Here is a 13,461-nt window from a genome sequence, read left to right as displayed (position 1 = left end):
CCGCCCGCCCTCCCTCTCTTGCGGCCGTCTTCAATATGTATAGACATATTAGCAATCGAGGAGCCCTGTCCAGTGACCGACACGCACAATTCAGCGGACACAGGGGCGACCGTCGTGTGGTGCGAGAGCGCGCTGCTGGCCGACGGCTGGGCGCGGAGCGTCAGGCTGACCCTGTCGGAGGGCCGCATCGCCCGCATCGACACCGACGTCCCGGCCGGCGACGCCATCCGCCTGGGCGCGGCCCTGCCGGGTCTGGCCAATGTCCACAGCCACGCCTTCCAGCGGGCCATGGCGGGCCTGGCCGAGGCGCGGGGCGAGACAGGCGACAACTTCTGGACCTGGCGCGAGGTGATGTACCGGTTCCTGGGCCGCCTGGGTCCAGACGACGTGCAAACCATCGCCGCCATGGGCCAGATCGAGATGCTGGAGGGTGGCTTCACCCGGGTGGGCGAGTTCCACTATCTGCACCACGACCCGTCGGGCGGTGTCTATGACGACCCCGCCGAGATGGCCGTGCGGATCGCCGCCGCGGCGGACGAAACGGGCATCGGCCTGACCCTGCTGCCGGTGTTCTACGCCCATTCCAACTTCGGCGGCGCGCCACCCACAGACGGGCAAAAGCGCTTCATCCACGACGTCGATAGCTTCGCCCGCTTGGTGGAGCGCTGCCGTGAGATCGTCTCCGGAACCCCCGACGCGGTGGTCGGCATCGCGCCCCACAGCCTACGGGCAGTCACCGCCGAGGAGCTGGACGCCATCCTGCCCCTGGCCGGCGACGGCCCGATCCACATGCACGTGGCCGAGCAGACCAAGGAAGTCGACGACTGCCTGGCCGCCACAGGCCAGCGCCCGGTCCGCTGGCTGATGAACCACACCCCGGTCGACAAGCGCTGGTGCCTGATCCACGCCACCCACATCAACGCCATGGAGACCGAGCGCCTGGCCAGGAGCGGCGCCGTGGCGGGCCTGTGCCCGGTCACCGAGGCCAATCTGGGCGACGGCGTCTTCCCGACCCACGACTATCTGGCGGCCGGCGGGGCGTTTGGCCTCGGCACCGACTCCAACATCCTGATCGACGCGGCCGAGGAAGTTCGGGCGCTGGAATACGCCCAGCGCCTGACCCGCCGCGCCCGCAACGTGCTGGCCGGCGGACCCCGGCGCTCGACCGGCGGCGAGCTGTGGCGCGGCGCCTGTGCAGGCGGCGCCCAGGCCCTCGGCGCGGGGCGAGGCGGCTTGAAGCGCGGCGCGGCGGCCGACTTCATCACCCTGGATCGCGAACATCCGGCCCTGATCGGGCGCGAGGGCGACACCCTGATCGACAGCCTCGTTTTCGCCGGCCGCCATGGCGCGATCGACACCGTCTGGCGGCAGGGCCGGCAGGTGGTCGAGGGCGGCCGCCACCACGCCCGCGAGGCGGTCGCCGCCCGCTATCGCCAGACCCTGAAGGCCCTGCTGGCGTGACCTCGCTCCCTCTGCACCAGCGCATTCGCGGCGATATCGAGGACCGCATCCGCTCGGGCGAGTGGCCGCCGGGCCACCGCGTGCCGTTCGAGACCGAGCTGATGGCGCAATATGGCTGCGCCCGCATGACGGTCAGCAAGGCCATGGCAGCTCTGGTCGAGGCGGGCCTGATCGTGCGCCGCAAGCGGGCCGGCTCGTTCGTGGCCCGGCCCAAGGTGCATGCCCCGGTGCTGAACATCCCCGACATCCAGTCGGCCATCCTGTCGCGCGGCGAGGCCTACGCCTTTCGCCTGCTGTCGAGCCATGTGCGCAGCGCCGCGCGGGGCAGCGCCGACGAACGCGAACTGGCGGCGGGCGGCAAGCTGCTGGAGCTGGAAGGCGTCCACGACGCCGGCGGCCGGCCCTTCGCCCTGGAGCGCCGCCTGATCAGCCTGAAGACCGCGCCGGACGCCGCTGCGGCCGACTTCTCGGCTGCGCCGCCGGGCGCGTGGCTGCTGGAACATGTGGCCTGGACCGAAGCCGAAAGCCGCATCAGCGCCGTCAACGCCGACGCGCAGGTCGCCGCCCTGCTCGACCTCGACGAAGGAGCGGCCTGCCTCGTCGTCGATCGCCGCACCTGGCGCGCCGGCGAGCACGTCACTCGCGTCCGGCAGGTGTTTCCGGGCGAGGCCTATGACCTGGTGGCGCGGTTCGGGCCGGGGACTTAGGCGGCTTCCGCTGACTGATCATGTTCTTACGGCAGGCCAGTCCGGGACTTTCGGGGCGTGGGGAACGGGTGGATAGAGGCCATTCGGTCCTGATCATTGCAGTGTCATTCGCGCGCCACTATTTCTCGCCACCCTTCTTGTCCGGCTCATCTAAAGTGGAAATCGGTTGCCACGAACAAGTCGTGGTTCACCACGTTCTTGATGATTTCATCGAAGAACGCCTTCTCGTCTCCATATCGTGGGTGGCTCCTATCCAAACATAGGAGCCGGCGATTGAAATAGGCAAGGAAGTCGGCAACTTGGAGTGCGACAGCGCTCTTCTTGTCTGCCAACGCAATCGACTTGAACCGGCAATCCAGCGCCGAAATTCTCTCGAACTCCTTCACAATCGCCTGATCATGGCGATTGCCTTTCTCGAGCACTATCGAGATATCCACATTGTCCCACTTGAGAACTTCAACCACGGCGGGGTTGTTCAACAGCCGGGTAATGATCCCCTTGATACAGAATGTCGTTGCCGCGCCCTCACGCTTTTTAGGTCCACGCGCTTGGCGTCGAACACTTCCTTGAAGACCGAGAACGATACACCGACGACGGAATACTTTCCGAGGATCGCGAACAGCCCATTGGCAAACTCGCGTACCTTTTCACGCTGCGATCCGTCGAAAGCTTTCCGCCGCTTGTGCAGATCGACCGTATGCAGGTGGTCAATGCCGAAAGCTTCAAGGTACGCACGTGCCTCGGCCTCGAATTAATCCCATTCAGTCGTCGTCGCCAGATATCCCGCAAGGGTGACGAAGGGGTCCGCCGCCTCTCCGCTGTCATCGAGATAGATCACAATCAAGGCAGCACCTCAGAGGCTGGATCAGTGGCTCGCCTGATACTTTCATGCCTTTCAGAAGATCTCCAACCTGCCCATAAGCGGACGCCTCTCGTCCCGCTCATCCTTAAATCTCCTGGACAGACCGGCGATCATCTCGCCGTGAGATGTAAGGATGGCTCCCTTCGGCGCGAAGGCGTTTTCGACAACTAACTAAGCTTGTCATCCCGGCCGCAGCGAAGCGGAGGGCCGGGACCGCCGGAAGCGCGGCGTTCAGGCGTCGGTCCCGGATCTTCGCGCTGCGCGCTCGTCCGGGATGACAACCGCTTTTGGTCTTGTGCGGTAGCACAGCCCTTCAATGAGGATTTCGCGCTCTATCCTCTGCGTTCAGCGAATCGAAATCAGCGAAATCAATGACTTGAAGATTTCTCGCCCTTCTGTATCCCCCGCTCCAAAACCTGATGGATACTGCTTCTTGTCCCCGTCGCAGGGGGAGGGCGCTTGGTACCGGCCTGATGCGGCGACGGGTGATGAAGCTGAGCGGGGCCGCGACGCCCTGGACGGTGGGTCGAGGTGTGCGGGCTGTCTCAGAAGGACGGACCGGATGCTGAGTGGCTTGTCGGCCGAGCGAGCGCGGGTTGAAGAGGGCGGGGGTCAGAAGCCGCCTATCGCACATCGTCGGCGTCGAGACGGATAGCCGATCGACGAGATGCGCGCCCGTCCGGGGGTTAATTGGGAATCAGAGCTGAAACTCACGCTCGTGTGCCCCGATCCTCACGGTCAAGAACAGCTTGGCGAAGCGGACAGGTCGAACCGAAACGCAAAAAACACATCACGGTCATCCGGGGTCGCCCCGGCCGCTTCGCGCCTCCCCGACTAACTCAGCGGTTTTCCGCGTGAGGCTGAGAAGTTATGTCTGCGCCACCGCCGAGCAGACAGCCGCCCGCATTCATCGGCGGAACGACGGCTAAGTCAGGAGCTTGGGAAATCCGTCCTGGTGGTTGGAGGCGGGATCGAACCGCCGACCTGTGGGTTATGAATCCACCGCTCTAACCATCTGAGCTACCCAACCGCACCAGGACGGGAGCGGGGCTTATAGGCGAGAAGCGCGCGGGATTTCAAGCGACCCTGTTCAAGCCACAATAGACGCCGCGTTCGCGTCCAGGGCCGCGACCAGGTCGGCGGGCGTCAGGCGCATCTGCAGGCCGCGCTGGCCGCCGTTCACGAACACGTAGGGCAGGGCGAGGGCGGCTCCCTCGACCGCCGTCGGCATCCGCTTCTTCTGGCCGAACGGGCTGACGCCGCCGACCTTGTAGCCGGTGATCCGCTCGGCGTCGGGCACGGGCATCATCGCCGCCGACTTGCCGCCCAAAGCCGCTGCCAGCTTCTTCATGCTGACCTCCTTGTCCGAGGGCAGCACCACGCAGGCCGGCTTGCCGTCGAGCAGAACGACCAGGGTTTTCAGCACCCGCGCCGGATCCTCGCCCATCGCCTCGGCCGCCTGCAGCCCGACACGTTCCGACCCCGGATCATAGTCATAGGTGCGGAGTTCGAAGGCGACCCCGGCCTTGGCCAGGGCGATTGTAGCGGGCGTGCTTCTGGACATGGGCAGGGTGATATCCCAGATGTACCAAGGTGTGGAGCCGGGCGCGTGATGTTCAGGGTCCGAACCGGAGACGTGACCGTTATGCAGGCCCTCGACCGCCGTCAGATGCTCGCCGCCGCGACGGGACTGGGCCTTTGCGCGCTGCTGCCCGCCTGGGCGCGCGCGGGAACCGGCAAGGCGCCCGAGGTGCTGAGCGGCGAGGACATCCGCCTGTCCATCGGCCATGCGCCGATGACGGTCGATGGCAAGGCGGGCCACGCCATCGCGCTCAATGGAACCGTGCCCGGTCCGCTTATCCGCCTGAAGGAGGGCCAGAACGTTCGCCTGTCGGTGACCAATACGCTGGACGAGGATACCTCGATCCACTGGCACGGCCTGCTGGTGCCGTTCCAGATGGACGGCGTGCCGGGCGTCAGCTTTCCGGGTATCAAGCCGGGCGAGACCTTCGTCTACGAGTTCAAGGTCCGGCAGGCCGGGACCTACTGGTACCACAGCCACTCGGGCATGCAGGAGCAGGAGGGGGTCTATGGCCCCATCGTCATCGACCCAGCGACGCCCGATCCTGTCGCCTATGACCGCGAGCATGTGGTGGTGCTGTCGGACTACAGCTTCCTGCATCCGCACCAGTTGATGCGTAAGCTGAAGGCTCAGGCCGGCTATTTCAATGACCAGAAGCAGACGGTTGCCGGGCTGCTGGCCGGTCGCGACCAGTCGCTGAAGGATCGCGTCGAATGGTCGAAGATGCGGATGGACCCGACCGACATCCTCGATGTCACGGGCTCGACCTATCGCTACCTGATCAACGGCCAGGGTTCGGGCGACAACTGGACGGGCCTGTTCACGCCCGGCGAGCGGGTGCGGCTGCGCTTCGTCAACGCCGGCGGCATGACGATCTTCAATGTCCGCATCCCGGGCCTGACGATGAGCGTGGTCCAGGCCGATGGTCAGAACGTCCGGCCGGTGAGCGTCGAGGAATTCCAGATCGCGCCGGCCGAGACCTATGACGTCATCGTCAAGCCGGCCGAGGACCGCGCCTTCACTCTGGTCGCCGAGGCCTCCGATCGTTCGGGGATGGCGCGCGGAACCTTGGCCCCGCGCCTGGGCATGAGCGCGCCGGTTCCGGCTTTGCGCGCTCGTCCGCTGGCGACGATGAAGGACATGGGCATGGATATGTCCGCCCATGCCGGCCACGACATGTCCGGTATGAGCATGGACATGCGCGATGGCGCCAATGCGCCGGGCGTGAAGCTGGGGCCCGGCGTCCAGACGATCTCGCCCATGCCGATGGACCGCCTGGGCGAGCCGCCGCAGGGGCTTGAGGGCGTCGGCCACAAGGTGCTGGTCTATACCGACCTCGTCGCGCTGGACCCCAATCCCGACCCGCGTCCGCCCGGCCGCACGGTCGAGATTCACCTGACCGGCAATATGGAGCGCTTCATGTGGGCCTTCGACGGCGAGGCGTTTGGCCCGCTGAAGACGCCCATCGCCTTCCGGCGCGACGAGCGGGCGCGGGTGCTGCTGGTCAACGACTCGATGATGGCCCATCCGATTCACCTGCACGGCCACTTCTTCGAGGTGGTGAACGGTCATGAGGGTCGGCAGCCGCGCAAGCACACGGTCAATGTCGCGCCGGGCGGCAAGGTGGCCTTCGACCTGACCGCCGACGAGCCCGGCGACTGGGCCTTCCACTGCCACATGCTGATGCACATGCACGCGGGGATGTTCAACGTCGTCACCGTCCGGCCGCTCGATGAGGCTCCGGCATGAGCGCGGCCCTGCTGTTGGCCCTGGCCCTGATGCAGCACGAGCATCACCAGATGACGCCGCCCCCTCCGGTCGAGCAAGCTGCGCCGGTCGATCCGCATGCGGGTCATCAGATGCCGCCGCCTCCTGCGCCAGTTGATCCGCACGCCGGCCATTCCATGCCGCCGGTCAGTCCCGGCACCGTGGGCGTCGCGCCACCGCCTCCGACCGACCACGCCGCCGAGCGCTTCTATCCAGCGTCGGACATGGCGCGAGCCCGGGCCGTACTGCGTCAGGAGCATGGCGGCGAAAGCTATTGGATGGTGCTGGGCGATCAGGCCGAGCGACGCGCGCGCAAGGGTCCTGACGCGTCGGCCTTCGAGGGCGAAGGCTGGTTCGGCGACGACTTCGGCAAGTGGGTCGTCAAGGCGCGGGGCGAGCACGTCGACGGCCACGGCTGGGAGAGCGCCGAACTTCAGGCGCTGCACGCCAGACCGATCGGTCCCTATTTCGACCTCGAGGCAGGTTTGCGCGTCGATCTCGAGCCCAAGGGCCGCACCTACGCCACCCTGGGCGTTGAGGGACTCGCGCCGTATTGGATCGAGACCAAAGCGGCGGCCTTCCTGTCGGATCGCGGCGACCTGTCAGCCCGGGTCGAGGCCTCGCACGACCTGCGCCTGACGACCCGGCTGATCCTGCAGTCGAAGGTCGAGACCAACCTCGCCGAGGATGGCAGCGACGCGGAGTTGGGCCTGCGCCTGCGCTACGAGATCCGCCGCGAGTTCGCGCCCTATGTCGGCGTGCTGCGCCATCGGACCTTCGGCGAGGCCGCCGACCTGGCCCGCGCGGTCGGCGAACGGACGGGCGAGACCAGCGTGGTGTTCGGGGTGAGGGCGTGGTTCTAGGAGATGTCCCGGTCGCCCGAAACGCTACTCGATAAACGCCTTGACCAGCTCTCGCGTCCCGACGAGAAACGCATCGGCCACCAGGGCTAGCGGCCTCACGTCAGCCTCCGACTTGCCCGCCCCGATCAGCTGGCCGAAACGCTTGTAGAGCCCCGGATACTCCGCGTCCGCCGCCTGGACCACGGGCTTGCCGTCGATTTCGATGATGGCCCCGCCGCTGGACAGTCGCAGCATGCCCTCATCAGCTGTGACTGTGATGTCCCAGGTCTGCGGCCCGGTCTGCAGGAAGTCGAAGTCGGCGGTGATCGCCGTGCCATCGATGTCGGTCATCGCCAGGTGCGCCGCGACGGGCGACTGGACGTTCTCCGGGACCTGCAGGCGCGCATCGGTGACGAACACCTCGCGGGGCATGATCTCGGTCAGGATCGACAGGGCGTTGATGCCGGGGTCGAAGACGCCCAGGCCGCCGGCTTCCCAGATCCAGGTCTGGCCGGGGTGCCAGCGGCGAACGTCCTCGCGCCACTGGATGTCGACTGTGCGGATGGTGTTGGCGGCCAGCCAGGCCTTGGCGGCGGGCACACCGGCGGCGAAGCGGGAATGCCAGCTGGCGAACAGGGTGACGTCCTGCTCGGCGGCCAGGGCCGACAGGTCGCGGACCTCGCCCACGGTGGCACCGGGCGGCTTTTCCAGGAAGACATGCTTGCTGGCCCGCAGGGCGGTCACGGCGGTCTGCCAGCGCACCTGAGGCGGGGTGCAGAGGGCGATGGCGTCCAGCTCGGGACCCTGGTCGAGCATCTCCTCCAGCGATCCGAAGGCCGGGACACCGACATCGGCGTGGCTGCGGCTGGCGACTGCGACCAGTTCCAGGCCCGGATCGGCCGCGATGGCGGGGATGTGCTGATCCCGGGCGATCTTGCCGACGCCGACGATCCCGACCCTGATGATGCTCACTCTGCCACTCCCTGACTCTTGTCGGTCTATTATCGTACAAATGAAAGGCGCCAAGCGATTTCACGCAGGTGCGAGGCTCCCGATCACGGTGGTGGCGTCGAAATTTGAGGGGAATGAGTGCTGGCCGGGGAAAGTAACGCATCCCCGGCCAGCGGGTACCGACGGTGGGGACCTATCGATGGCCCAGCATTGCGGTGCGTCGGCCACGAGGGCAATGGCGTGGATAATATGTCGCACAGGTTGGCGATCATTGGCCTTCCGCAGTCCAGGCGATGACCATCTGGCGTTGCTCGCCCAGCTTGTCGATACCCAGGCGGATCTCGTCGCCGGCCTTCAGATAAACCGCTTCCGGCTTCTGACCCATGCCGACGCCGGGCGGTGTGCCCGTGGTGATCAGGTCGCCGGGCTCCAGGGTGATGAACTCGCTGATATACGCAACGAGCTTGCTGATCGGAAAGATCATGGTGCTGGACGAGCCGTCCTGCTTGCGCTGGCCGTTGACGTCCAGCCACATGGAGAGGTTCTGCGGGTCGCCGACTTCGTCGCGCGTGACGATCCAGGGGCCGACCGGGCCGAACGTGTCGCAGCCCTTGCCCTTGTCCCAGGTGCCGCCGCGTTCGATCTGGAAGGCGCGTTCGGAGACGTCGTTGATCAGCACATAGCCGGCCACATGGTCGAGAGCTCTGGCTTCATCCACGTAGCGGGCGCGCGAGCCGATCACGACGCCCAGTTCGACTTCCCAGTCGGTCTTCACCGAGCCCCTGGGGATCATCACCGGGTCATTGGGGCCGGTCAGGCAGCTGACGGCCTTCGTAAACAGCACCGGCTCTTCCGGGATCGGCAGGTTCGACTCGGCGGCGTGGTCGGCGAAGTTCAAACCGACGGCGATGAACTTGCTCACCCCATCGACCGGCACGCCGTAGCGAGGCGAGCCCTCGACCAGCGGCAGGGTCCCAGGATCGATAGCGGCGAGGGCCTTGAGGCTTTCGGGCGAGAGGACCGCGCCGGTGATGTCGGCGACGTGGCCCGACAGGTCGCGAATATGGCCCTCGGCGTCGAGCAGGCCGGGCTTCTCGGAGCCCTTCGGGCCGTAGCGGAGGAGTTTCATGACTGCGCCTTCGGGAAGTCAGCGGGAGCGGACCCGGCCGCGATGGAGCATGCATCTACTAGAGATTGTGCGGCCAGAGCCAAGAAAAAGGGAGCGCCGTCCGAGGACGACGCTCCCAAGTTTGCACGGGGTAAACTGAGTTTTGGGTGCTGCTACCTGGCGAGCGGTGAGACCGGCAGGGCCCGGGCCTTGAGCGACACGGTGGAGGTCGCCGACTGGGAGCGCGACGAGGCGCCGACCGAGACCGCATAGTCGCCGGCCGCAATGGACCAGCCATGGGCCTTGCCATCCCAGGTCGATAGCAGGCGCGGATCGACGGTGACCGTCACCTTGGTGCTGGCGCCCGGAGCGAGCGAGACCTTCTTGAAGCCGCCCAGGCGCTGCGGCGCTTCCCAGCCGCCGGCCTTGGGCGCGAGATAGACCTGCGGCACGTCCTTGCCGGCCCGGTCGCCCACATTCTTGACGTCGAAGCTGACAGTGACGACGCCGTTCTTCTCCGAGGCCGCCAGGTTCGAATAGGCGAACTTGGTGTAGGACAGGCCGTAGCCGAACGGGAACAGCGGCTCGAGCTTCTTCAGGTCGAACCACTTGTAGCCAACGGCCGCGCCTTCGATCTTGTAATCGACGTCGAACCAGGCGTCCGGCGTCTTGGGATCACCGTCCAGCTTGGGACGCGGCAGTTGCGCTACGCTTTGGGGGAATGTGACGGGCAGGCGGCCGGAAGCATCGACCTCGCCGGTCAGCACGCGGGCGATGGCCTCGCCGCCGTTGGTGCCGGGGTACCAAGCCTGCAGCACAGCCCCGACGTCGTTCAGCCAGGGCATCACGACAGGGCCGCCGGTTTCCAGCACGACCACCGTCCTGGCATTGGCCTTGGCGACAGCCGCGATGGTGGTGTCCTGATTCTTGGGCAGGTTCAGGGTCCAGACGTCTTCCGACTCCGTAGTCCACTGGTCAGCGAAGACGATGGCCAAGTCGCTGGCGGCGGCCAGAGCGGCGGCGACGGCCGGGTCCTTGCCGTCGGCGAAGTTGATCTTGGCGTTCGGGAAGCGCTTCTGCAGCGCCTTCAGCGGCGACGACGGATAATAGATCACCGGGCCTGGCCAGGTTGCGGGCAGCAAACCTTGCACGGCGCGACCCCCGGCCGGATAGACTTGCGACGAGCCACCGCCTGACAGCACGCCGACATCGGCATGGGCGCCGATTACCGCAATGGTTTTCGCGGTCTTGGCCAAAGGCAGAAGATTTTTGTCGTTCTTCAGCAGGACCATCGCCTCTTCAGCGTCGGCCTGGCTGATCAGGCCATTTGCCTTCAGGTTGATCGGGGCGATCTTGACCGGGTGATCGACCGCGCCGCTGGCGAACAGCGAGCGGGTGATCCGGCGGGCCATGTCGTCGAGACGCGCCCCGCTGACGGCGCCGCTGGCCAGATCGGCCTTCAGCACCTCGCCCAGGAAGTCCTGTTTGTCGAAGGCGCGACCGGCCGACTGCTGGTCGAGGCCCGCATTGACTGCCTTGGAGCCGGAATGCACCGCGCCCCAGTCGGACATCACATAGCCCTTGTAACCCCAGTCCTTCTTCAGGACGGTGTTGAGCAGCCAGTCGTTCTCGCAAGCATAGACGGCGTTGATGCGGTTATAGGCGCACATCACCGAGTGCGGATCGGAGGCCTCGATCGCGATCTGGAACGCTAGCAGGTCGGAGGTGCGGGCCTCGGCGTCGCCGATATTGGCGCTGAGCACGAAGCGGCCGGTCTCCTGGTTGTTGATGGCGTAGTGCTTGATGGTCGAGACGATGTGGTTGGACTGGATGCCCTTGATCTGCGCCCCCACCATCATGCCGGCCAGCAGCGGATCTTCGCCGCCATATTCGAAGTTGCGGCCGTTGCGCGGCTCACGAACCAGATTGACGCCGCCGGCCAGCATGACGTTGAAGCCGGAATTGCGGGCCTCCGACCCGATCATCGCGCCGCCCTTATAGGCCAGCTCCGGGTTCCAGGTGGCGGTGGTGGCCATGCCCGAGGGCAGGGCGGTGCGTTCGCGGAATTCCTTGGCGCTGCCTTGCGTAGCCACGCCGACGCCGGCGTCGGTTTCCCATTGCGCGGGGATACCCAGGCGCGGAATGCCCTTCACATAGCCGGCCGAACCGGGGAGCGAGCCGTCGATGCGCTCGTACTTGGGCTTCATGTCGGCGCCGAAATAGCCGAACACCAGCGTCAGCTTCTCGTCCTGCGTCATCGCCTTGACGACCAGGTCGGCGCGGATATCGGGATCGAGCTTGGAGTTCAGCCAGGGCTGGCCGGCCTTGGCGGCTGCAGGCGCGGGCTTCTTCACTGCCTGGGCCTGAGCGTTCAGGGCGGTCGTGGACGCGCCGATCATCAGCGCCAGGGCCAGGCCCTGGAATGTCTGCCGGTTCATGTTTCCTCCGTACTCTTGTAAGGGGCCGCCGGCCGTTATCGGCTCGAAGGCAAGGGGTTCAGGTCTTTCGTTTCGGCGGCCCGGCGCGGGCCGGGCCGGTCGATTCGCGAACGATCAGGCTGTGCTGGGCCAGGAACGGCGCGGCGGCCTTGCCGGCGGCGTCGTTGGCGTTCCAAACGCTGAAGGTCTGCAAGGCTCGCAGCGCCATCTGTTCGAAGGGCTGGCGGATGGTGGTCATGGTCGGCCAGATCACGCCGGCGATCGGAGCGTCGTCGAAACCGACCACAGAGATGTCGTCGGGGATCCGCAAGCCCCGCCGCTGTGCCTCCATGCAGGTTGCGGCGGCCATGTCGTCATTGGCGGCGAAGATGGCGGTGGGCGGCTCGTTGATGTCGAGCAGCGCCTTGGCGGCCTCCACGCCCGTCTTGAAGGTGAACTCGCCGTCGGCGAACAGTTCTGGCGCCGGGCGCGGCAGGCCACGCGCCGCATAGGCCTCAAGGAACCCGTTGCGGCGATGAGTGCTGGCGGCGTGGTCGGGGTGGCCCGAGATGTGGCCGATGCGGGTATGGCCGAGGGCGAACAGGTGCTCGACCACCTCGCGAGCGGCGGCGCGGTCGTCCATGGCGATGGCCGGGAAGTAGGGGTCGGGGCTGGTGGGCGACATCAGCACGCACCGTACCTCGAGCTCGCGCATCAGGGCCTTCAGCGGGCCGAAGTCGCACTCCGGGGGCAACAGGACCATCTCACGGATCCCGCCATCGGTGACGAAGGCCCGGATTCGGTCCTGCCAACCGGCCACCGGGCCGTCGAACAGATCGACCGTCAGATGTCGGCCGGTTTCGACGCAGGCCAGCAGCAGGGCGTGGTGGATCTTGGTGTGATAGCCGCCGCTGGGATCACCCATCAGCACGCCGACCGACGACGAGGTCTGGGAGCGCAGGCTGCGGGCCACGGCGCTGGGCTGATAGCCCAGTTCCTTCATGGCCGCGCGAACGCGGTCGCGCGTCTTGGTGCTGACGCTGTCGTGATCGTTGAGCACGCGAGAGACCGTCTTGGGCGAGACATCCGCCCGCTCGGCCACATCGTGGATCGTCGCCATTACGTTCCTACACCCGGTTTCGCGTTCTCTCTCGTCTGACTCCACCATGGTGAAGGTGGCGAGGGCAAGGCGACGCGTCACCTAAGCCATAGCTCACGATGTCCAGTCTGTCATGTGTAAGGACAAAATCAGGTCAAATAATGTCATTTTTTGAGACATTTGTCAGACAGAAGGTGGCGTTTGGGTCATGCAATCGCGCCCGGATCGGACCTGTTTCACGAAGGGAAGGCAGGGCGGCCGCAGAGGAATGGCGGATTTGGCGCTCCTGACAGAAAGCGCCCTCAGACGATGAGAAGGGATGCGAACCGGCGATTTCCCCCGAAGAACTCATATTTTGCGCAAATCAGAAGGCGATTTCTGCTGGTGTCCGTGGCTTTGGTTGGGGCAGGCCGCGACGTCGCAGGCCTTGTCTGGCTGAAATGACAACGTTGACATTCTTGTTGACTTGGCCGGGACATTTGATGATGTTGCAGCCAACCGATAACGGCGTTGGGCCGGAATCGACAGCCCGGGCGCTGGGGGTCGCCGTCAAGGACGGACATTGCGGACAAGCCGACCGTAAAGGGGGCGGTTCGCCGGGCTTCAAAAGCGCTCGATCGGTTCTGGAGCGCGTCGCGTAGACGGCGCGCCTGGGGACGGGGCAA

At 66.0% G+C, this 13,461-nt stretch carries 10 protein-coding genes and 1 tRNA gene; 4 read left to right on the top strand and 7 right to left on the bottom strand.

Going from position 1 to position 13,461, the window contains the following annotated elements; genetic code table 11:
* The first annotated feature begins 72 nt into the window (after nucleotides 1-72).
* Both ACP69S_RS15355 and hutC read left to right on the top strand, forming a co-directional pair.
* Nucleotides 73-1,461, top strand: coding sequence for a formimidoylglutamate deiminase (locus ACP69S_RS15355; RefSeq protein ID WP_425998639.1), 1,389 nt, complete (start codon nucleotides 73-75; stop codon nucleotides 1,459-1,461).
* Nucleotides 1,458-2,168, top strand: coding sequence for a histidine utilization repressor (hutC, locus tag ACP69S_RS15350; protein ID WP_425998637.1), 711 nt, complete (start codon nucleotides 1,458-1,460; stop codon nucleotides 2,166-2,168). The genes ACP69S_RS15355 and hutC overlap by 4 nt, the downstream gene beginning before the upstream one ends.
* A gap of 146 nt (nucleotides 2,169-2,314) precedes the next feature.
* On the opposite strand, the gene ACP69S_RS15345 is transcribed toward hutC, so the two are convergent.
* The 3 genes from ACP69S_RS15345 to ybaK all read right to left on the bottom strand — a co-directional run bounded on the left by ACP69S_RS15345 (nucleotide 2,315) and on the right by ybaK (nucleotide 4,594).
* Nucleotides 2,315-2,647, bottom strand: coding sequence for a hypothetical protein (locus ACP69S_RS15345; protein ID WP_425998636.1), 333 nt, complete (start codon nucleotides 2,645-2,647; stop codon nucleotides 2,315-2,317).
* A gap of 1,336 nt (nucleotides 2,648-3,983) precedes the next feature.
* Nucleotides 3,984-4,060: transfer RNA gene (locus tag ACP69S_RS15340), tRNA-Met, on the bottom strand.
* 60 nt (nucleotides 4,061-4,120) lie between these two features.
* A complete protein-coding gene (gene ybaK / locus ACP69S_RS15335; protein ID WP_425998634.1) occupies nucleotides 4,121-4,594 on the bottom strand; it encodes a Cys-tRNA(Pro) deacylase in 474 nt (157 codons plus the stop codon).
* 48 nt (nucleotides 4,595-4,642) lie between these two features.
* On the opposite strand from ybaK, the gene ACP69S_RS15330 reads away from it, so the two are divergent.
* On the top strand, nucleotides 4,643-6,361 hold the full coding sequence (locus ACP69S_RS15330; RefSeq protein WP_425998632.1) for a copper resistance system multicopper oxidase: 1,719 nt from the start codon (nucleotides 4,643-4,645) through the stop codon (nucleotides 6,359-6,361).
* Nucleotides 6,358-7,242 (top strand): copper resistance protein B, encoded by an 885-nt coding sequence (locus tag ACP69S_RS15325; RefSeq protein ID WP_425998630.1) that lies wholly within the window; start codon nucleotides 6,358-6,360, stop codon nucleotides 7,240-7,242. The genes ACP69S_RS15330 and ACP69S_RS15325 overlap by 4 nt, the downstream gene beginning before the upstream one ends.
* 24 nt (nucleotides 7,243-7,266) lie before the next feature.
* On the opposite strand, the gene ACP69S_RS15320 is transcribed toward ACP69S_RS15325, so the two are convergent.
* From ACP69S_RS15320 to ACP69S_RS15305, 4 genes are all read right to left on the bottom strand, one after another.
* Nucleotides 7,267-8,187 (bottom strand): Gfo/Idh/MocA family protein, encoded by a 921-nt coding sequence (locus tag ACP69S_RS15320; RefSeq protein WP_425998688.1) that lies wholly within the window; start codon nucleotides 8,185-8,187, stop codon nucleotides 7,267-7,269.
* A 253-nt stretch (nucleotides 8,188-8,440) separates the two neighbouring features.
* Nucleotides 8,441-9,301, bottom strand: a complete 861-nt coding sequence (locus ACP69S_RS15315; RefSeq protein ID WP_425998628.1) for a fumarylacetoacetate hydrolase family protein — start codon at nucleotides 9,299-9,301, stop codon at nucleotides 8,441-8,443.
* 152 nt (nucleotides 9,302-9,453) lie between these two features.
* A complete protein-coding gene (locus tag ACP69S_RS15310) occupies nucleotides 9,454-11,718 on the bottom strand; it encodes a beta-glucosidase (protein ID WP_425998627.1) in 2,265 nt (754 codons plus the stop codon).
* Between the two features lie 58 nt (nucleotides 11,719-11,776).
* The gene (locus tag ACP69S_RS15305; protein ID WP_425998625.1) at nucleotides 11,777-12,817 is read right to left on the bottom strand and encodes a LacI family DNA-binding transcriptional regulator; all 1,041 of its coding nucleotides are present in this window, start codon (nucleotides 12,815-12,817) and stop codon (nucleotides 11,777-11,779) included.
* Between the last annotated feature and the right edge of the window lie 644 nt (nucleotides 12,818-13,461).

It is taken from the genome of Caulobacter sp. DWR1-3-2b1 (assembly GCF_049895765.1).
Lineage (GTDB): Bacteria > Pseudomonadota > Alphaproteobacteria > Caulobacterales > Caulobacteraceae > Caulobacter.
Note: the sequence above shows the minus strand (reverse complement) of the source record. Positions and strands in the feature narration are given on the sequence as shown.